This is a genomic window from Pseudomonas sp. TMB3-21 (genome assembly GCF_054898145.1).
Window position 1 is genome coordinate 5,073,325 of record NZ_CM142718.1, and the last position, 19,339, is coordinate 5,092,663.

Consider the following 19,339-nt stretch of genomic DNA (forward strand, 5'->3'; position numbering starts at 1 on the left):
ATGACCGAGAGTTATAAGAACTGTCAAAACCGTAACCCAATGGAAGGATGAAGCCCATGCCTCAAAGCGATCGGGACTACAGCGAAAAGCGTGATTTCATCCGCATGCAGATTGATGCGGATGTGGCGCTGATTCATGAGGGGGACGAGATTGCAGCCGTCTGCATCGACCTTTCCAGCAGCGGGATGCAAGTTGAGGCACCACAATCGTTCAAGGTCGGCGACCGCATCAACGTGCGCATCGAATCCGATCACGCGGCGTTGAAAGGCCTCGAAGCCGACACCAAAGTGGTGTGGGTCAAGGACCAGGACGGTGGCAGTCAGAAACTCGGCCTTACAATCCTGAAGATGAAATAGGCAGTTTCACAAAAGCAGAAGGCGGCCCTGAGGCCGCCTTCTTGCGTTCAACGATCGAGATCAGAAATCGTCTTCTACCTGACCGTCCTTGACCTTGAATTCGCGATTCTGCAGATAGGCGTTGCGTACGAAGATGTACTTGTCGCCGCTGATCAGCTTCTCCGCCGACAACAGGCTCGCGCGGGTATCGACGATATTCAGGCCGAAGATCGAGTTACGGACCGGCACGTCGTTGATGTAACGGTAAGGACTGGTGTAGCCGTCGACGTATTTGGCCGGTGTATCACGCAGTGTGCTCGGGCCCAGCAGTGGCAGCACAACATAAGGGCCGCTTCCTACACCCCAATAGCCCAGCGTCTGACCGAAGTCTTCGTCGCTGCGGTTCAGCCCCATCTGGGTGCCGACATCAAAGAAACCCAGCAGGCCAAAGGTGGTATTGAAGATCAGGCGGGCCGTGTCGACGCCAGCGGCTGTTGGCTTGGCTTGCATGATGTTGTTGGCAAGGTTGGTGACATCACCGACGTTGCGGTACATGTTATGAATGCCATCTTCAAGAAACTGCGGGGTCACGAACTGATAACCCTGCGCCAGAGGTTTCAGCGCATAGGTGTCGAGCACATCGTTGAATTTGAAGATCGGGCGGTTGAAGCCTTCCCAAGGGTCATCTTCCGTCGCTGCCTGAGCAGCGAACGGAACCAGCAGCACACTGGCGCACACAGAAAGCCGAGCTAGATGATTGCTCCAGCGCATAGAAGAACTCCTTGGATTGTACTGGCCGGGGCACTTGGCCCGGGCGTTAAGGTGGCTAGTATAAGACGGAAAAGTCGCTTTAGGCACTTATGTACGCGCTGGCCTACCGATGATTCGTCCAAACGAAGCGATTCACATCCTTGTCATCCAACTGTCACCAACGCCGCCTAGCCTTGTGCTTATTTTCAGGGAAGTTGATATGCCGCGCGTCGAAGCCTCGCCTCTCGCAGCACCCAGCCTGACTGCCGTTTTGTTTGGCCTCACGGGTTGCCTGGTGGATTTCGGCGCTCGCACGCGCCTGCACCGCGAACACTCTGCCGAAAATGCCAACGTCACCCCGGGCGCACTAGAGAGCCTGCGCAGCTTGCAGCTTCAACAAATCCCCTGCGCCTGGCTGGATGAGCACGCTCTTGAGCTAAGTCATTCGCTCGCTGCCGACTTGCCCACCTGGATCAAGCCATCGCAACACCCCGCGACGGTCAATCCGTGGCCCGCTCCGCATGCCTGTTGGCAGGCGCTGATGAACCTGGGCGTTGAACGCCTGGACGGCTGCGTGCTGGTCAGCGGTGAACCGCAACTGCTGCAATCCGGGTTGAACGCCGGGCTATGGACAATTGGCCTGGCCTCCTACGGTTCCCTCTGCGGGCTGACGCCGAACGAATGGCAGGCACTGTCGCCGCAGGAGCGTGAAATGAAACGCGGCAAGGCGACGATGGATCTGTTCGCTTTGGGCGTGCACTCAGTGATCGATCATCTCGGTGAACTCGACAATTGCCTGGCCGATATCAGCCTGCGTCGGTTCAAAGGCGAAAAGCCCTGACAGGGATCATGCAGATTGGGCACGAGTGGATTAATCTAAAGCTCAGCCATAGACCTTTGACGCGCTGCTGCGGTCTATGCCAGTGCCTATCGATTAAAAGGAAGAACGCCATGCCTGCCCGCGAACTGCAAGAACAACTCAATACTCTGCGCGAGCAATTGGAACAGAATTCACCGCTCACCGAAGCCGAGCGCGAGAACCTGCGCGACTTGATGGCGCAGATTGACGCCGAGATCGAGCTGGAAACCAAAACCCAGGACACCAACCTCGCCGACAACGTGAACCTGGCTGTCGAGCGTTTCGAACTGGAACACCCTACCCTCGCCGGTACCCTGCGCAACATTGTACAAACGTTGGGAAATATGGGGATCTGAGTCCTCCGCATGCAAAAAAGCCCCGCTAGCGATAGCGGGGCTTTTTGCTGCCTGCGATTTGCAACCGACGGCGTTACTGGCGGACCAGACGATGGTTCGGCAACTGCAACTCTTCAGTGCTTCGATAGGGGTTGATGTCCAACCCGCCACGCCGCACGTAACGCGCATACACCGTCAGTTTCTCGGGTTTCAGCAGGCGTTGCAGGTCGAGGAAAATCCGCTCCACGCACTGCTCATGGAAGTCGGAGTGCTGGCGGAAGCTCACGATGTATTCCAGCAGACTGGCGTGATCCAGCGCCGCACCGCGATACTCCACCGCCACGCTGCCCCAGTCCGGCTGACTGGTCACCGGGCAGTTGGATTTGAGCAAATGGCTGTGCACGCTCTCTTCAACGATGCGCGAATCATCGCAACGCAGCAATTCGGGGCGCGGCTGCTCGTAGTTGCTGACGCTGATGTCGAGGTCGTCGATGCACACGCCCGGCAACGCAACGACGCCTTCCGCCGCCACTTCATTCAGACTGCGAATGCGTACGCCCACGGTTTTACCGGCGGCGGCCGACAAGTCCTTGGCCAGCGTCGCTTCGAGGCTGGCGGTGTCGGCGAACGGGGTTTGATTCAACGAGTTCAGGTACAGCTTGAACGACTTGGATTCGATGATGTTCGGCGAATCCGCCGGAATAGTGAACTCACCGATCGCCACCACCGGCTTGCCGGATGGCAGCAGCCAGGAAAGCTCGAAGCAGTTCCAGAAGTCCACCCCGGTGTATGGCAGAGTTTCAGCCGTCAGACCAAGCTCGGCCCACTTTGCGGTGCGCGGAATCGGGAACAGCAGGGACGGCGTGTACGTGGCAATGTATTCACTGGATTTGCCCAGCGGCGAGTGTTCGGCTGCGGGATGCATGGCGGAAACCTGACTGAAGAATCAGCCGATTCTAGCAAGATCGCCGCCGCGTTTCACTGACCAGCGCCTATGGCCAACTTGCCGACCATGCCCGCCTGGTAGTGGCCAGGAATATTGCAAGCAAACTCAAGCCCGGTGGCTTTGGTGAAGGTCCAGGTCAGCTCGGCGGTTTTGCCCGGCTCGATCAGCACGCTGTTAGGGTCATCATGCTTCATGCCATGGTCCATGGACCCGTGGTCCATTTCCTTCATGCCCGTAGGCGTGAGCATGCCGCTTTGCTGCATCTTGAGCATTTCCTGCTGGTGCCGCGCATGCATCGCCGCATCGCCGAGGTTGAATTCGTGCAGCAACTGGCCTTTATTCACCAGCACGAAACGAACTGTCTCACCGGCCTTGATCTTGATCGCCTTCGGAGCGAACGAAATGTCGCCCATCACCACGTCCACAGTGCGAGTCGCTTTCGCGGCCGCGGCCGGCTGACCAAAGTCAAAGGTGTGCGCTGGCGAAGCCCAAGTCGGCGAGCTCAGTGCCAACAACCACGCGGCCAGCAGCAGAGGTTTGCGCAAAAACATAGTCGTACTCCAACAAGATAGGGTTCAGCGTGTGAAAACTCTAAACTGCCAAGACTGCCCATAACCTGACGGGCAGATTACAACTTTGTCAGGTTGGCCTGTCGCGAAGCCACCCACGGTATAAAGCGTCCGTTCCATTTGCCTCGAGCTGCCCATGAAACTGCTGATTGTCGAAGACCAACCGAAAACCGGCCATTATTTGCGTCAAGGCCTGGCCGAGGCCGGCTTCAATGCCGAGCTGGTGGCCGATGGCAACGCCGGGCAACAATTGGCACTGAGCGGTGACTACGCGCTGTTGATTCTCGATGTGATGCTGCCGGGCCGCGACGGCTGGCAGATTCTGCAAGCGGTGCGCAGCGCAGGGCTCGACACACCGGTACTTTTTCTGACGGCCCGCGACGCCGTGGAGGACAGGGTGCACGGCCTCGAGTTGGGCGCCGATGATTACCTGGTCAAGCCTTTTGCCTTTTCCGAATTGCTGGCTCGAGTGCGCAGCCTGCTGCGGCGCGGGAGCGCTACACACCAGGAAACCAGCCTGCAACTGGCCGATCTGCGTCTAGACCTGATCCGCCGCCGCGTCGAGCGCAGTGGTCAGCGCATCGACCTTACCGCCAAGGAGTTCGCTCTGCTGGAGATGCTGCTGCGGCGCCAGGGCGAAGTCCTGCCCAAGTCGCTGATCGCATCACAAGTCTGGGACATGAATTTCGACAGCGACACCAACGTGATCGAGGTCGCGATCCGGCGCCTGCGCCTCAAGGTCGATGATGATTTCCCCAACAAGTTGATCCACACCGTGCGCGGCATGGGCTACGTGCTCGAAGAGCGCCTCCTCTGATGCGTAAACTTTCCCTTGGCAGCCGCCTGGCGTTGCTGTTTGCCGCCTGCACGGCCGTGGTGTCGTTGTTCGCCGGACTGTTGTTCAGCCACGCCAGCGAGGCGCATTTCGTCGAGCTGGACCAGCAACTGCTGGATGGCAAACTGATTGGCCTGCGCCGGGCGCTGCACGACCTTCAATCGAGCGAAAGCGAGGTCAGGCTGGCGGATGAATTGAGCCGCCAGGCTGATCTGTCGCTGCGCATCACCGGTAGCGACGGTCAACGTTGGTATGATAGCTCAACACGCTTGCCCGAGCAGTTGCCGCAGAAGCCCGGGCTGTCGACGGTAAGCGATGCCGGCACCGACTATCGCGTCCTGAACGCACCGCTATTTCCAGAAAAGCCTGGCTCGCCGCAACTGACATTATTGCTCGACATCACCCATCACCAGCACTTCCTGCAGCGCATGCAGCGCCTCATCTGGCTGACCGTCGGTTTGTCGGCACTGGCCACCGCGCTGCTCGGCGCCTGGGCCGCGCGCAGTGGTTTACGCCCATTGCGCCGCATGGGTGCGGTCGCCAGCGGCGTATCGGCTCAATCGTTGAATGCTCGCTTGCCGGAAGCGAACATGCCCCCGGAGCTGGCGGAAATGGCCCACCACTTCAACGCCATGCTCGAACGCCTCGACGACTCTTTTCAGCGTCTTTCGGCATTCTCCGCCGACATCGCCCATGAACTGCGCACGCCGCTGTCGAACCTGCTGACCCATACCCAGGTCACCCTCACCCGCCCACGGCCGATCGAAGATTACCGCGAGGCCCTGCACAGCAACCTTGAGGAATTGCAGTGGATGGCACAGCTGGTGAACGACATGCTGTACCTGGCCAAGGCGGACCACGGGTTGCTGGCGCCCAAGCGTGAATTGCTGGACCTGGCGGAGGAAGTGGATGTGTTGCTGGAGTTTTTTGCGCCGCTGGCCGAAGACGCCCGAGTGACGCTTAACCGTGATGGCAGTGGGCAGTTGCTGGGCGACCGTAATATGTTGCGGCGAGCACTTTCCAATCTGCTGGACAATGCCTTGCGGTTTGCCCCTGAAAATGGCGAGGTTCGGGTGCGGATAATTGATCGATCTACAGGCTTGAGCCTGATAATCGAAAATACCGGGAAAGTGATATCGGCGGAATTATTGCCGCGTTTGTTTGATCGATTTTACCGCGCCGATCCAGCACGACAGGAAGGCAGCAGCGAGCATGCAGGGTTGGGATTGGCGATTACGCAGTCGATCGTGCGTGCCCATGGCGGGCAGATCCGGTGTGAATCGGATCGGGGCTGGACGCGATTCGAGATCGAATTGCCCAAGGGGGATTGAGGCCAGCAGGTCTGGCCTCATCGCGGGCAAGCCCGGCTCCCACAGTGTTTTGTGTGTTCGCATATATGTGGACTACACAAATCCCTGTGGGAGCTGGCTTGCCAGCGATAGCGGTCTGACGGCTTACGAATAGCGCAATGCCGTTGCCGGTTCGATTTTCGCCGCTCGCCACGCCGGATACAGCGTCGCCAGAAAGCTCAACACAAAGCCCGCCGAACAGATCAACACCACATCCCCAGCCTGCAGCTCCGATGGCAAGTTGCTGACGAAGTACACGTCGGAACTGAAGATGTGCTGGCCGCTGACGCGCTCAACCCAGCCGACCAACTCACTGACGTTCAGCGCGGCGATCACGCCCAGCACGCCGCCGAGCAAGGTGCCGACGATGCCGATCACGGTGCCCTGGACCATGAAGATCGCCATGATCTGCCGTGGCGTAGCGCCGATAGTGCGCAGGATCGCGATGTCTGCGCCCTTCTCGTTCACCACCATGATCAGGGTCGCGATGATATTGAACGCCGCCACCGCGACGATCATCAGCAACAGCAGGCCGATCATGGTTTTTTCCATTTTCATTGCGCTGAACAGGCTGCCCTGGGTGTGCGTCCAGTCGTCAGCCCGGTACGCCGTGCCCAGTCCGCCGGCAATATCGCTGGAGACCTTTGGCGCGGCGTACAAATCCTTGACTGCCAGACGTACGCTTTGCACCTGATTGGGCTGCCAATGCTGCATCTGCGCGGCATCGGCGAGGTGGATCAGCGCCATCGAGCCGTCCAGTTCGGCACCCACCTTAAACACGCCGACGACGTTCAGCCGCTGCATGCGCGGGGTGATACCGCCCGGTGCGGTGCTGACTTCCGGCACGATCAGGGTGATCTTGTCGCCGACATTGAGGCGGAAACGCCGCGCGGTAATCTCACCAATCACCACGCCGAACTCGCCAGGTTGCAAGGCATCCAGACGCCCCTGAACAATGTGCTTGGCAACAATCGAGACCTTGCCTTCAAGCGCCGGATCGACGCCACTGACCTGAATCGGCTGCATCGCGCCTTTGTAGGACAGCATGCCTTCCATCTCGGTGAACGGCACGGCGGCCGTCACTTCGGGGTTTTTCATGGCGGCGGCGGCCACCGGCTGCCAATCGTCGATCGGATTGACGCCGACGATGGTGGCGTGCGGCACCATGCCGAGAATGCGCGAGCTCATTTCGCGCTGAAAACCATTCATCACCGACAACACCACGATCATCGCCAACACACCCAGGGCGAGGCCGATCATCGAGGTCATCGATATGAAGGAAACAAAGCGATTGCGGCGCTTGGCGCGGGTATAGCGCGTGCCGATAAAGATCGATAACGGTCTGAACATTCGCTGGGGCACCGTATAAAAATAAAAGACCCGACGCACTTTTCAGCGCTGTCGGGTTTCGGTCGGTCAGATTGGAGTCAGGCAACCTTCCTGCAGGTGCAGGACGCGATCCATCTGACGAGCCAGATTCATGTCGTGAGTCACCACCAGAAACGCGGTGCGCATCGAGGTGCTGAGTTCGAGCATCAGATCCTGAATGCCTTGCGCGGTGTGGGAATCGAGGTTGCCGGTCGGCTCATCGAGCATCACCAGGCCTGGCTGGTTCACCAGCGCACGGGCAATGGCCACACGCTGACGTTCGCCACCGGACAATTCCGAAGGTTTATGCTCCAGGCGATGGCCCAACCCTACCCGCTCCAGCAACGCTGTCGCACGCTGACGCGCTTCAGGGATCGGCGTCTTGCCGATCAGCAAAGGCATGCAGACGTTTTCCAGCGCGGTGAATTCCGGCAGCAAATGGTGAAACTGGTAAACGAAACCCAGCGAGCGGTTACGCAGCAGGCCGCGGGCTTTTTCGTTGAGTGCCGACAGTTCTTCGCCGGCCAGCCAGACGCTGCCCTTCGACGGTGTATCAAGACCGCCAAGCAGGTTCAGCAAGGTACTTTTGCCCGAGCCCGAGGTGCCGACAATCGCGACACGCTCACCCGGATGCAACTCAAGTTGCAGACCGGCCAGGACTTCCACCGACTCCGGGCCTTCCTCATAGGATTTGCCCAGGTTACGGCAGCTCAAGATTGCTTTATCACTCATGCCCGACTCACTCATAACGTAGCGCCTCCGCAGGCTGGGTGCGCGCGGCACGCCAGGCTGGATACAGGGTGGCGAGGAAACTCAGAACCAACGCGGCGGCGCAGACCATCAACACATCCTGGCTCTGCACCTGCGACGGCAGGTAATCGATGAAGTACACGTCGGCGTTGAGGAATTTGTGCCCGATCAGGCCTTCAAGCGCCGAAATCGCGGCGCTGACATTCATCGCGGCAAAGATCCCGACCACGGCGCCGATCAACGTGCCGACGACACCAATGACCGTGCCCTGAACCATGAACGTCGCCATGATCGTACCCGGCGTGGCGCCAAGGGTCCGCAGAATGGCGATGTCACCTTTCTTGTCGTTCACCACCATCACCAGCGTGGAGATGATGTTGAACGCGGCCACCGCAACAATCAGTAGCAAGAGCAAACCGATCATGGCTTTTTCCATGCGGATTGCCTGATACAGATTGCCGTGGGTGCGGGTCCAGTCGCGAGCGTAGTAACGGTCTTCGCCGAGCTGCTGGGCGATGTTCCAGGCAGTGCGTGGCGCCTGGAACAGGTCGTCGAACTTCAGGCGGATGCCCTGCACCTGATCGGGTTTCCAGCGGTGCAGCCTGGCCAGATCCTGCAGGTTGGTGACGCCCAGGTAACCGTCGATTTCACCGGCACCGACATGGAAAATGCCGACGACGGTAAAGCGTTTCATGCGCGGGAACATGCCCGCCGGGGTCACAGTGACCTCCGGTGCAACGAACGTCAGCTTGTCACCGATTGCCGCGCCAAGCTTGGCGGCGGCTTTGTCACCGATCACGATGCCGAAGCTGCCGGGCGCGAGGTCGTCTAGTTTGCCCTGCAGCATGAACTGGTCAATGATCGACACCTGCCGTTCCAGCGCAGGGTCGATCGCATTAAGCAGCACTTTGGAGACCTTGCCTTTGTTGGTCAGCAAGCCCTGCATCTGCGTGAACGGCGCAACGGCCGTCACCTGCGGGTTCTGCTTGACCCTGGCGGCGAGGCCCTGCCAGTCGTTGATCGGTTCACCGGACTCGATGGTCGCGTGGGGCACCATGCCCAGCACGCGGGTGCGCATCTCATGATCGAAGCCGTTCATCACCGACAGAACGACGATCATCACGACCACGCCGAGGGCGAGTCCGATCATCGAAGTCAGGGAAATGAACGACACAAAATGATTGCGACGCTTTGCACGGGTATAACGCGTGCCAATAAATACGAAGAGAGGTCTGAACATGTCGGGGCTTGTTCGGAGGGAAAAGGAACGTCCTTGTGGCGGGGGTCGGTAACCAGCTTTACACTCAGACCACCGCCGCTACCATGGGTTCGCCATGTCGACATTAGATGAAGAAGATCGCCGCGAATACTACCGTATCGAGGATTCGATCGCACTGGAAATTCGGCCCCTGTCCGCTCCCGAAGCTGCAGACCAGGATGTGTTGCAGGATGCATCACCACTTTTCAACCTGCTCAGTGAATTGCATCTGAGTGAATTTGAGTCGCAACACCTGCTGCGTCAGATCAGTGAGCGCGATCGCAACATCGCCGCTTTCCTGAAATCGCAGAACAAACGCATCGACCTGCTCAGCCAGGTCATCGCGATCACCGTGCTCGGCCAGATCGGCGAGCCGCAACCGGTGATCATTTCCGAAGGCGGCGTCGAATTTCAGTACCCGACGCCGATTGCTACGGGCGCGCACCTCTCGGTGAAACTGGTGTTGATGCCGCAAGCGCTCGGCCTGTTGCTACGTGCACGTGTTACCCATTGCGATGCGAAGGGCGACGGTTATGACGTGGGCACCGAGTTCCAGCGCCCCACCGATGCCCAGCGGCAGTTGCTCGCCCGTTATATTTTGCAGAAGCAGGCCCAGGAAAGACGTCTGGCCCGCGAACAAAACGAATCCGGCATTTAAATTAAGGAAGATCCCGTGACCCTCATCTATGGCCATCGCGGCGCCAAGGGCGAAGCACCGGAAAATACCCTGACCAGCTTTCAGGAGTGCCTCAAGCACGGCGTGCGCCGTTGCGAACTGGACCTGCACCTGTCCAAGGATAACGAGTTGATGGTCATTCATGACCCGACGCTCAAGCGCACCACCGAACGCCGTGGCAAGGTCGTCGAACACACCGCAAAAGACCTGGTGACCTACGACGCACGCAAAGGTGGCCCGGGCTGGATCAAACCGTGCCCGATCCCGACGCTGGAAGAGTTGTTCGAAAAATGCGACTTCGAGCACTGGCAACTGGAAGTCAAAAGCGCTTCACGCACCCGCGCCGCGACCACCGTGCTGGCGATTCGTGAGATGGCTCAACGCTTCGGCATGCTCGACAAGATCACCATCACCTCGAGTTCACGGGAGGTGTTGAAGGCGGCACTGGACCTTGTGCCGGACGTGTCGCGCGGATTGGTGGCCGAGTACGCCTGGCTCGACCCCTTGAAAGTCGCGCAAAGCTACGGCTGTGAAATTCTTGCGTTGAACTGGACGCTGTGTACCCCGGAACGCCTGCAGAAGGCGCAGCGTCAGGGGCTGCATGTATCGGTGTGGACAGTCAACGAGCCCGCGCTAATGCGTAGACTCGCCGACTTCGGCGTTGACAGCCTGATTACAGACTTTCCCGGTTTGGCCAGCGCCACGCTCGAGAATTGCTGAAATCGGTCTCCCCGGCCGGCTCAGGCCACCGGCCGGAGCCGCTCAAAAAAGCCGGTTGAGGCCATCGTACGCCGCTACCCGATAGGCTTCGGCCATGGTCGGGTAGTTGAACGTCGTGTTGACGAAATACTTCAGCGTGTTCAATTCACCCGGCTGGTTCATGATCGCTTGACCGATGTGCACGATCTCCGACGCCTGATAACCGAAGCAGTGCACGCCAAGCACTTCCAGGGTTTCGCGGTGGAATAGGATCTTCAGCATGCCCTGTGGCTCGCCGGCAATCTGTGCGCGCGCCATGCTCTTGAAGAACGCCTTGCCGACTTCGTAAGGCACTTTGGCCTGAGTCAATTCCTGCTCGTTCTTGCCGATCGAGCTGATTTCCGGAATCGTGTAAATGCCGGTCGGCACATCATTCACGAAACGCCAGCTGTTGTTATCGACAATGCTGCCCGCTGCAGAACGACCCTGGTCGTGGGCGGCGCTGGCCAGGCTCGGCCAGCCGATGACGTCACCGGCACCATAAATGTTCGGTACGCAGGTGCGGTAAGCCTCGTCGACTTCGATCTGGCCACGGCTGTTGACCTTGACGCCGATGTTTTCCAGACCTAGTTGATCCGTGTTGCCGGTACGACCGTTGCACCAGAGCAAGGCGTCGGCCTTGATCTTCTTGCCGGACTTGAGGTGCAGGATCACGCCGTTGTCCACGCCTTCAACACGGTCGTAGTCTTCGTTATGGCGGACCGTAATGTTGTTGTTGCTGAAGTGATAACTCAACGCCTGGGAAATTTCCGAGTCGAGGAAGCTCAGTAACTGACCACGGTTGTCGACCAATTCAACCAGTACGCCCAAACCACTGAAGATCGACGCGTATTCGCAACCGATGACGCCGGCGCCATAAACAATCAGTTTGCGCGGGGTGTGGCCGAGGCTGAGGATGGTGTCGCTATCGTAGATACGCGGGTGATGGAAATCGATGTCGGCCGGACGATACGGGCGCGAACCGGTAGCAATGATGATGTGCTTGGCCACAAGCTTTTCGACAACACCGTTGGCGCAGACCACTTCGATGGTTTGCTCGTCGGCGAAACTGCCGGTGCCGAAAAACACGTCAACGCGGTTACGGGCGTAGTAACCCGTGCGCGACGAGACTTGTTTGGAGATGACTTTTTCAGCGCTTTTCAGCACGTCCGGAAACGAGAACCAGCGCGGCTCACCAATCGCCCGGAACATCGGGTTGGTGTTGAACTGCATGATCTGCCGGACCGAGTGACGCAGTGCCTTGGACGGGATGGTGCCCAAGTGGGTGCAGTTGCCGCCGACCTGACGACGGCTGTCGACCATCGCCACCTTGCGTCCTGCTTTGGCGGCATTCATTGCCGCGCCTTCTCCGGCGGGGCCGGAACCCAACACCACCACGTCGTAGTTGTAGACAGCCATGCGTACTCCTCAGAACAGGCCGCGGCGCCCTCGGCACCTGCGGCTAAATCACGCCGATCTGCGGCGTGAAGGAACAATTTGGGGTCAGTGCAGAACCCGGACACAGTCTATAGAAGCGTCAACGCCGGGCACATTAACCCTTGGTCGCGTCGTAGGCTACTTTCGCCTGCGCTACAACGCCAGTTTTCAATGCTCGGTTTGCTGTTTTCCCCTGCCCGCCAGGCGCTCGAAAGCCGTGTTTGCGCGAACGATGAAACCTGTATCGGCACGTATCACAAAAAATGCACCGATGTCATGGCGCTGGGCATAGTCCCAACCCCGTTCAGGACCCAGAATCAGCAACAGGGTCGACAGCCCATCGGCCATCAACGCTGAAGGATGAAGCACCGTGACCGACGCCAGTGTGTGCAGGACCGGCGCGCCGGTGTGCGCATCAATGGCGTGGGAATAACGCCTGCCACCTTGCACGAAATAGTGGCGGTAGGCGCCGGAGGTGGAAACGGCGTAGCCATCGACGCTGAGGATGCGCTGAGCCACTTGCTGATCATCCCGGGGTTCCTCCAAGGCAATCTTCCAGGCTGAACCGTCGAGCTTTTTGCCCGCAGCCTTGAGTTCGCCAGTCACTTCAGCAAGGTAGTTTTGAATGCCGAGCGCCTGGAGCCTGGCGGCGATGCTGTCGACGGCATAACCGGCGGCGATGCTGTTGAAATCAACTTCGACAGCGGCGTCTTTGCATAACCGGTCTTTATCGATTCGCAAGTGGCGGTAACCGACACGTTGCCGCACGTCGGCCTGCGCCCGCGGGTCCGGAACATTTTCTCCACGCGACTGCGGGCCGAAACCCCAGAGATCGAGCAGCGGTTCTACCGTCAGGTCAAACGAGCCTTCGCTCTGTTCTGACAGAGATTGACCGACGCGGATTAATTCGAGCACCGGCGCGGGCATTTTTTGACAGCGGTTCGCAGGCAACGCGTTAAACCGTGCGATGTCCGAGTCGCTGCGGTAAGTGGACATTTGCCGCTCGACGTCGGCAAGGATCTGCTCGACCTCGCGCTGGATACCCTTGGCAGCGGGAAGATCGGCGTGGCGCAAGTATTTGATGGAATAAGTGCTGCCCATGGTCGGGCCGCTGAAGTTTTCCATGGAGTCGCCATTGCCGCAGCCGGACAATGCAGCGCACAGCATCGGGAAAACAATCGTCCATCGAATCAAAAATGCATGCTCCTGAAAACGCCACTGACCCAAACAAAAACGCCCCGACCTAAGTCGGGGCGCTCTCATTTACCATTAAAGCTTAGCGCGGGAATGCAGGCGGATTTACATCGGCCATGTCTTCCATCACGCGAACTACCTGGCAGCTGTAGCCGAATTCGTTGTCGTACCAAACGTACAGAACAACGCGGTTATCCTGGCAGATGGTTGCTTCGGCATCGACAACACCGGCGTGACGCGAGCCAACGAAGTCGGTAGAAACCACTTCCTGCGAATTGACGTAGTCGATTTGCTTATGCAGATCGGAGTGCAGCGCCATGTAGCGCAGGTACTCGTTCATCTCTTCACGGGTGGCGGCTTTCTCAAGGTTCAGGTTGAGAATGGCCATCGACACGTTCGGCGTCGGAACGCGAATCGCGTTACCGGTCAGCTTGCCGGCCAGTTCAGGCAATGCCTTGGCAGCAGCGGTGGCAGCACCGGTTTCGGTGATGACCATGTTCAGCGCGGCGCTACGGCCACGGCGATCGCCCTTGTGGAAGTTGTCGATCAGGTTCTGGTCGTTGGTGTACGAGTGAACCGTCTCAACGTGACCGTTGACGATGCCAAACTTGTCGTTGACAGCCTTCAGCACCGGCACGATGGCGTTGGTAGTGCAGGACGCCGCGGAAACGATCTTGTCGTCAGCAGTGATTTCGCCGTGGTTGATACCGTGAACGATGTTCTTCAGCTTGCCTTTGCCAGGCGCAGTCAGGACAACGCGATCAATGCCCGGGCAGGCCAGGTGCTGGCCCAGACCGTCGGCATCACGCCATACACCGGTGTTGTCCACCAGCAGCGCATCTTTGATGCCGTACTGGGTGTAGTCCACTTCGGTAGGATTTTTCGCGTAGATAACCTGGATCAGGTTACCGTTGGCGGTGATGGTGTTGTTGGCTTCGTCGATGGTGATGGTGCCATCGAACGGGCCATGCACCGAGTCACGGCGCAGCAGGCTTGCGCGCTTGACCAGATCGTTTTCGGCACCCTTGCGCACGACAATGGCGCGCAGACGCAGGCCGTCGCCGCCACCGGTTTTCTCGATCAGGATACGTGCCAGCAGACGGCCGATACGACCGAAACCGTAGAGGACAACGTCGGTGCCCTTGCGAGCGTTGACGTTTTGCTGGCCAACGACGTCAGCCAGTTCTTCACGAACGAACTGCTCGGCGTTACGGCCATTGGCTTCGGCCTTGAACTTGACGGCCAGCTTGCCCAGGTCTACCGAAGCAGCGCCGAGCTTGAGTTCGCTCATGGCCTTCAGCAGCGGAAATGTTTCGTGGACGGACAATTCGCTGTCATCGGACTGGCGGTGACGAGCAAAGCGGTGAGCTTTGAGAATCGCAATGACTGAACGGTTGATCAGGCTGCGGCCATAGATCGAGCTCACCACGTTGTTATTGCGGTAGAGCTGACCGATAAGCGGAATCATCGCTTCTGCGAGTGCTTCACGGTCGATCCATTCACCAAGACACTGGTCGGGCTTCTGAGTCACGGGAACCTTCCACTATGTAGGGGCAGAAAAAAGGGGCTACATTATGCCGCCGAGTGTTCCTCGTAGCAATGCGCACCTGTCGCGCGAACGGTAACATTTTCCTGTTCAAAAAATTTACGCTTCGCTCCAGCCCAGTAAACCCGGGGGCTGCGGGATAGTCAATTTTTTGAACAACACACCACAGTGTCCGTAACCCTCCGTAACACATGGTGGTTTTGCCACTACATATTCATCATTTTTGAACAAAAAACCGCGGGATTTTGTCTTTACCACTACATTTCACCCGACGTGCGTATTAGACACAGTCTGCAACTGACAGGCGGCACCCGGGGCCGTTACAATTACCGACTTTGTCGCAACGCTTGGAGCTCAACCTTCCGTGCCCGTTCTGCGTCTACCGCTACTCCCTGCTGCGGCAGGTAAACAGCATTGGGGCAACCTGCCCGGTGCCGCCTTGAGCCTGGCCATCGCCGAGGCAGCCAGTGCTGCCAAGCGCTTTACCCTGCTGCTGACCGCTGACAGCCAGAGCGCCGAGCGACTCGAGCAGGAGCTGGGTTTCTTCGCCCCGGATTTGCCGGTGCTGCATTTCCCGGACTGGGAAACCCTGCCCTACGACCTGTTCTCGCCACATCAGGACATCATTTCCCAGCGCATCGCAGCCTTATACAGATTGCCGGAGCTGAGCCATGGCGTGCTGGTGGTGCCGATCACCACCGCCTTGCACAGACTGGCGCCGACCAAATTCCTTCTCGGCAGCAGTCTGGTGCTGGATATCGGGCAGAAGCTCGACGTCGAACAAATGCGCACCCGACTTGAAGCCAGCGGTTACCGTTATGTCGACACGGTGTACGAACACGGCGAATTTACCGTGCGCGGCTCGCTGATCGACCTGTTCCCGATGGGCAGCAAACTGCCCTACCGCATCGATTTGTTCGACGACGAAATCGAAACGCTGCGCACATTCGATCCGGAAAACCAGCGGTCCATCGAAAAAGTGGAGACCGTTCGGCTGTTGCCGGCGCGTGAGTTTCCGCTGCAGAAGGATGCGGTTACGCGCTTCAAGGCGCGCTTCCGCGAACGCTTCGATGTCGACTTCCGGCGCTGCCCGATCTTCCAGGACCTGAGCAGCGGGATTACCCCCGCCGGCATCGAGTATTACCTGCCGCTGTTCTTCGATGAAACGTCGACGCTGTTCGATTACCTTCCACAGGACACGCAAGTGTTCTCCCTGCCAGGCATCGAACAAGCGGCGGAAAATTTCTGGAACGACGTGCGCAACCGTTACGAAGAGCGACGCGTCGACCCCGCACGTCCTTTATTGCCACCCGCCGAGCTGTTCCTGCCGGTGGAAGACTGTTTTGCCCGTCTGAAAAACTGGCCGCGCGTGGTCGCCAGCCAGCAGGACGTGGAAACTGGCGTCGGTCGTGAACGTTTTCCGGCTCGCGCTTTGCCGGACCTGGCCATCGAAGCCAAGGCGACCCAGCCATTGGCGGCGCTGGCCGGTTTCCTCGATGAGTTCCCCGGCCGCGTGCTGTTCACCGCCGAGTCCGCGGGCCGTCGAGAAGTGCTGCTGGAGTTGCTCGAACGCCTGAAACTACGACCGAAGACTGTCGACAGCTGGCCGGATTTCGTCACCAGCAAAGAGCGCCTGGCGATTACCATCGCACCGCTTGACGAAGGATTGGTCCTGGACGATCCAGCCCTGGCGCTGATTGCCGAGAGCCCGTTGTTCGGGCAGCGCGTGATGCAGCGCCGTCGCCGCGAAAAACGCACCGACGCCAATAATGATGCCGTGATCAAAAACCTCACCGAGCTGCGCGAAGGCGCGCCGGTGGTGCACATCGATCATGGCGTAGGCCGTTATCTCGGGCTGACCATCCTGGAAATCGATAACCAGGCCGCGGAATTCCTGACCCTCGAATACGCCGAAAACGCCAAGCTTTACGTGCCAGTGGCCAACCTGCACCTGATCGCCCGCTACACCGGCAGCGACGACGCCTTGGCCCCATTGCACCGCCTTGGTTCCGAAACCTGGCAAAAAGCCAAGCGCAAAGCGGCTGAGCAAGTGCGCGATGTCGCCGCCGAATTGCTCGACATCTATGCGCGCCGCGCCGCTCGCGAAGGTTACGCCTTCGCCGATCCGAAAGCCGATTACGCGACGTTCAGCGCCGGCTTCCCGTTCGAAGAAACTCCGGACCAGCAAACCACCATCGAAGCCGTGCGTGCCGACATGCTCGCGCCCAAACCAATGGATCGACTGGTCTGCGGCGACGTTGGTTTCGGCAAGACCGAAGTGGCCATGCGCGCAGCATTCATTGCCGTGCACGGTGGCCGCCAGGTGGCGATTCTGGTGCCGACCACCCTCCTCGCCCAACAACATTACAACAGCTTCCGCGACCGCTTCGCCGACTGGCCTGTGACCGTGGAAGTGATGAGCCGTTTCAAGTCGACCAAGGAAGTGAATGCCGCCGTCGCCAACCTCGCCGAGGGCAAGATCGACATCGTCATCGGCACGCACAAGTTGCTGCAGGACGACGTCAAGATCAAAAACCTCGGGCTGGTCATCATCGACGAAGAGCACCGCTTCGGCGTCCGACAGAAAGAACAACTGAAAGCCCTGCGCAGCGAAGTCGACATCCTGACCCTGACCGCCACGCCGATTCCGCGCACGCTGAACATGGCAGTGTCGGGCATGCGTGACCTGTCGATCATCGCCACACCGCCGGCGCGTCGTCTGTCGGTGCGGACCTTCGTCATGGAGCAGAACAAAAGCACGGTCAAGGAAGCGCTGTTGCGTGAGTTGTTGCGCGGCGGGCAGGTCTACTACCTGCACAACGACGTGAAGACTATCGAGAAATGCGCCGCCGACCTCGCTGAACTGGTACCGGAAGCGCGGATCGGCATCGGCCACGGGCAGATGCGTGAACGCGATCTCGAACAGGTGATGAGCGACTTCTACCACAAGCGCTTCAACGTGCTGATCGCCTCGACCATCATCGAGACCGGCATCGACGTGCCGAGCGCCAACACCATCATCATCGAGCGCGCCGACAAATTCGGTCTGGCGCAGCTGCACCAGTTGCGTGGCCGGGTCGGTCGCAGCCACCACCAGGCCTATGCGTACCTGTTGACGCCGCCGCGCCAGCAGATCACTGCCGATGCGGAAAAGCGTCTGGAAGCGATTGCCAATACTCAGGACCTCGGCGCGGGCTTCGTGCTCGCCACCAACGACCTGGAAATCCGTGGCGCCGGCGAGTTGCTGGGCGACGGCCAGAGCGGGCAGATTCAAGCTGTCGGTTTCACGCTGTACATGGAAATGCTCGAGCGTGCGGTGAAGTCGATCCGCAAAGGCGAGCAGCCTAACCTCGATCAACCATTGGGTGGCGGACCGGAAGTCAATCTGCGCGTTCCGGCATTGATCCCTGAAGATTATTTGCCGGATGTACATGCACGCCTGATTCTGTACAAACGCATTGCCTCGGCCACGGACGAGGAAGGTCTCAAGGACCTGCAGGTCGAGATGATCGACCGTTTCGGCCTGCTGCCCGAGCCGACCAAAAACCTGATGCGGATTACTGCGCTGAAGCTGCAGGCCGAAATACTGGGCATCAAGAAAGTCGACGGAGGCCCGCAAGGTGGCCGAATCGAGTTCGCCGCGCAGACGCCGGTGGACCCGCTGACCCTGATCAAACTCATCCAGAGCCAGCCGAAGCGTTACAAATTCGAAGGCGCGACGATGTTTAAATTCCAGGTGCCGATGGAACGCTCGGAAGAGCGCTTTAATACTGTAGAGGCGCTGTTCGAGCGCCTCATTCCGAAAATTGCTTGAAGGACGCCGCATGCGCCTGTTTCACACGCTGACGTTGCTGATGACCCTGGTCACCCCTGCGGCATTTGCCGACGATCTGTATCAGGTTGAAATGATTCTGGTCCGCCAGAATGCCGTACCGGCCATTGTCAGCCGAGCCGCGCCAGAAGACTGGGCTGCCGGGGCGCAACGCCTCAGCGCCGACAGCTTGCGCACACCGAGCCTCAACCCGGAAGTTGAAAAGCTGACGGCGAGCAGTGAATACACGGTATTGCTGCATAAAGCCTGGCAGCAGAATCTCGGCGAAGAAGTCAGCAAGGTCGCGATCAGTGAAGGCGCCGAGCAGTTCGGCCAATTCCCGATCGAGGGCACCCTGAGTTTGAAGCTGGGACGCTTCACCGACGTCGATGCGGATTTCTGGGTCAATCAAATCGATGCCAATGGCATGGTCACCGCCAGCGAACGCTTGAAGCAGGAAAGCCACACCAAGAATGGCCAGCTTAATTTTCTCGACAATGGTCACTTGGGTCTGCTGATCAAGATCACATCGCTGACCGCACCGGCACCTCGCCCAGTCCCCGAAGAAATTCCGGACTGATTG

General features: G+C 59.0%; 18 protein-coding genes. 9 read left to right on the forward strand and 9 right to left on the reverse strand.

The genetic code is table 11. The annotated features are described in order from the left end of the window. The first annotated feature begins 56 nt into the window (after positions 1-56). Positions 57-356 (forward strand): PilZ domain-containing protein, encoded by a 300-nt coding sequence (locus ACYZTS_RS23125; protein ID WP_461992306.1) that lies wholly within the window; start codon positions 57-59, stop codon positions 354-356. 60 nt (positions 357-416) lie between these two features. On the opposite strand, the gene ACYZTS_RS23130 is transcribed toward ACYZTS_RS23125, so the two are convergent. Beyond that, positions 417-1,106: an MlaA family lipoprotein gene (locus ACYZTS_RS23130; RefSeq protein WP_461992308.1), complete on the reverse strand. Its 690-nt coding sequence runs from the start codon at positions 1,104-1,106 to the stop codon at positions 417-419. Positions 1,107-1,305: 199 nt separating this feature from the next. Here ACYZTS_RS23130 and ACYZTS_RS23135 point away from each other — a divergent pair, with 199 nt between their 5' ends. Further along, positions 1,306-1,926 (forward strand): HAD family phosphatase, encoded by a 621-nt coding sequence (locus ACYZTS_RS23135; protein WP_461992310.1) that lies wholly within the window; start codon positions 1,306-1,308, stop codon positions 1,924-1,926. A gap of 110 nt (positions 1,927-2,036) precedes the next feature. Next, the gene (locus ACYZTS_RS23140) at positions 2,037-2,300 is read left to right on the forward strand and encodes a DUF4404 family protein (protein WP_461992312.1); all 264 of its coding nucleotides are present in this window, start codon (positions 2,037-2,039) and stop codon (positions 2,298-2,300) included. A gap of 73 nt (positions 2,301-2,373) precedes the next feature. On the opposite strand, the gene queF is transcribed toward ACYZTS_RS23140, so the two are convergent. Beyond that, the gene (gene queF, locus ACYZTS_RS23145) at positions 2,374-3,204 is read right to left on the reverse strand and encodes an NADPH-dependent 7-cyano-7-deazaguanine reductase QueF (protein WP_028622238.1); all 831 of its coding nucleotides are present in this window, start codon (positions 3,202-3,204) and stop codon (positions 2,374-2,376) included. A gap of 53 nt (positions 3,205-3,257) precedes the next feature. Beyond that, positions 3,258-3,776 (reverse strand): copper-resistant cuproprotein CopI, encoded by a 519-nt coding sequence (copI, locus tag ACYZTS_RS23150; RefSeq protein WP_028622237.1) that lies wholly within the window; start codon positions 3,774-3,776, stop codon positions 3,258-3,260. Between the two features lie 154 nt (positions 3,777-3,930). Between copI and ACYZTS_RS23155 the strand changes: the two genes are divergently transcribed. Together ACYZTS_RS23155 and ACYZTS_RS23160 are read left to right on the forward strand one after the other, a co-directional pair. After that, positions 3,931-4,611 (forward strand): heavy metal response regulator transcription factor, encoded by a 681-nt coding sequence (locus ACYZTS_RS23155; protein ID WP_028622236.1) that lies wholly within the window; start codon positions 3,931-3,933, stop codon positions 4,609-4,611. Next, positions 4,611-5,960 (forward strand): heavy metal sensor histidine kinase, encoded by a 1,350-nt coding sequence (locus ACYZTS_RS23160; protein WP_461992315.1) that lies wholly within the window; start codon positions 4,611-4,613, stop codon positions 5,958-5,960. The genes ACYZTS_RS23155 and ACYZTS_RS23160 overlap by 1 nt, the downstream gene beginning before the upstream one ends. Positions 5,961-6,083: 123 nt before the next feature. Here the strand turns inward: ACYZTS_RS23160 and ACYZTS_RS23165 are convergent, their stop codons facing one another. The 3 genes from ACYZTS_RS23165 to ACYZTS_RS23175 form a co-directional block, all read right to left on the reverse strand. Then, the gene (locus tag ACYZTS_RS23165) at positions 6,084-7,328 is read right to left on the reverse strand and encodes a lipoprotein-releasing ABC transporter permease subunit (RefSeq protein WP_461992317.1); all 1,245 of its coding nucleotides are present in this window, start codon (positions 7,326-7,328) and stop codon (positions 6,084-6,086) included. A gap of 66 nt (positions 7,329-7,394) precedes the next feature. Further along, positions 7,395-8,078, reverse strand: a complete 684-nt coding sequence (gene lolD / locus ACYZTS_RS23170) for a lipoprotein-releasing ABC transporter ATP-binding protein LolD (RefSeq protein ID WP_461992319.1) — start codon at positions 8,076-8,078, stop codon at positions 7,395-7,397. A 7-nt stretch (positions 8,079-8,085) separates the two neighbouring features. Further along, positions 8,086-9,336, reverse strand: coding sequence for a lipoprotein-releasing ABC transporter permease subunit (locus ACYZTS_RS23175; protein WP_461992321.1), 1,251 nt, complete (start codon positions 9,334-9,336; stop codon positions 8,086-8,088). 94 nt (positions 9,337-9,430) lie between these two features. Here ACYZTS_RS23175 and ACYZTS_RS23180 point away from each other — a divergent pair, with 94 nt between their 5' ends. Together ACYZTS_RS23180 and ACYZTS_RS23185 are read left to right on the forward strand one after the other, a co-directional pair. Continuing rightward, positions 9,431-10,012, forward strand: coding sequence for a PilZ domain-containing protein (locus tag ACYZTS_RS23180; RefSeq protein ID WP_461992323.1), 582 nt, complete (start codon positions 9,431-9,433; stop codon positions 10,010-10,012). Between the two features lie 15 nt (positions 10,013-10,027). Continuing rightward, complete coding sequence (locus ACYZTS_RS23185; RefSeq protein ID WP_028621944.1) at positions 10,028-10,750, forward strand: glycerophosphodiester phosphodiesterase; 723 nt, start codon at positions 10,028-10,030, stop codon at positions 10,748-10,750. A gap of 42 nt (positions 10,751-10,792) precedes the next feature. Here the strand turns inward: ACYZTS_RS23185 and sthA are convergent, their stop codons facing one another. From sthA to ACYZTS_RS23200, 3 genes are all read right to left on the reverse strand, one after another. Further along, positions 10,793-12,187, reverse strand: coding sequence for a Si-specific NAD(P)(+) transhydrogenase (sthA, locus tag ACYZTS_RS23190; RefSeq protein WP_028621945.1), 1,395 nt, complete (start codon positions 12,185-12,187; stop codon positions 10,793-10,795). Between the two features lie 186 nt (positions 12,188-12,373). Next, on the reverse strand, positions 12,374-13,372 hold the full coding sequence (locus ACYZTS_RS23195) for an FAD:protein FMN transferase (RefSeq protein ID WP_461996523.1): 999 nt from the start codon (positions 13,370-13,372) through the stop codon (positions 12,374-12,376). Positions 13,373-13,481: 109 nt separating this feature from the next. Further along, positions 13,482-14,930 (reverse strand): glyceraldehyde-3-phosphate dehydrogenase, encoded by a 1,449-nt coding sequence (locus ACYZTS_RS23200; protein ID WP_028621947.1) that lies wholly within the window; start codon positions 14,928-14,930, stop codon positions 13,482-13,484. 379 nt (positions 14,931-15,309) lie between these two features. Between ACYZTS_RS23200 and mfd the strand changes: the two genes are divergently transcribed. Further along, positions 15,310-18,759 (forward strand): transcription-repair coupling factor, encoded by a 3,450-nt coding sequence (gene mfd / locus ACYZTS_RS23205; protein ID WP_461992326.1) that lies wholly within the window; start codon positions 15,310-15,312, stop codon positions 18,757-18,759. 10 nt (positions 18,760-18,769) lie between these two features. Beyond that, positions 18,770-19,336, forward strand: coding sequence for a CsiV family protein (locus ACYZTS_RS23210; RefSeq protein WP_461992328.1), 567 nt, complete (start codon positions 18,770-18,772; stop codon positions 19,334-19,336). Positions 19,337-19,339 lie beyond the last annotated feature (3 nt).

Coding starts and splice junctions, on each gene's coding strand:
- ACYZTS_RS23125 (WP_461992306.1), top strand. CDS start 57: ATGCCTCAAAGCGATCGGGACTACAGCGAAAAGCGTGATTTCATCCGC.
- ACYZTS_RS23130 (WP_461992308.1), bottom strand. CDS start 1,106: ATGCGCTGGAGCAATCATCTAGCTCGGCTTTCTGTGTGCGCCAGTGTG.
- ACYZTS_RS23135 (WP_461992310.1), top strand. CDS start 1,306: ATGCCGCGCGTCGAAGCCTCGCCTCTCGCAGCACCCAGCCTGACTGCC.
- ACYZTS_RS23140 (WP_461992312.1), top strand. CDS start 2,037: ATGCCTGCCCGCGAACTGCAAGAACAACTCAATACTCTGCGCGAGCAA.
- queF (WP_028622238.1), bottom strand. CDS start 3,204: ATGCATCCCGCAGCCGAACACTCGCCGCTGGGCAAATCCAGTGAATAC.
- copI (WP_028622237.1), bottom strand. CDS start 3,776: ATGTTTTTGCGCAAACCTCTGCTGCTGGCCGCGTGGTTGTTGGCACTG.
- ACYZTS_RS23155 (WP_028622236.1), top strand. CDS start 3,931: ATGAAACTGCTGATTGTCGAAGACCAACCGAAAACCGGCCATTATTTG.
- ACYZTS_RS23160 (WP_461992315.1), top strand. CDS start 4,611: ATGCGTAAACTTTCCCTTGGCAGCCGCCTGGCGTTGCTGTTTGCCGCC.
- ACYZTS_RS23165 (WP_461992317.1), bottom strand. CDS start 7,328: ATGTTCAGACCGTTATCGATCTTTATCGGCACGCGCTATACCCGCGCC.
- lolD (WP_461992319.1), bottom strand. CDS start 8,078: ATGAGTGATAAAGCAATCTTGAGCTGCCGTAACCTGGGCAAATCCTAT.
- ACYZTS_RS23175 (WP_461992321.1), bottom strand. CDS start 9,336: ATGTTCAGACCTCTCTTCGTATTTATTGGCACGCGTTATACCCGTGCA.
- ACYZTS_RS23180 (WP_461992323.1), top strand. CDS start 9,431: ATGTCGACATTAGATGAAGAAGATCGCCGCGAATACTACCGTATCGAG.
- sthA (WP_028621945.1), bottom strand. CDS start 12,187: ATGGCTGTCTACAACTACGACGTGGTGGTGTTGGGTTCCGGCCCCGCC.
- ACYZTS_RS23195 (WP_461996523.1), bottom strand. CDS start 13,372: ATGCTGTGCGCTGCATTGTCCGGCTGCGGCAATGGCGACTCCATGGAA.
- ACYZTS_RS23210 (WP_461992328.1), top strand. CDS start 18,770: ATGCGCCTGTTTCACACGCTGACGTTGCTGATGACCCTGGTCACCCCT.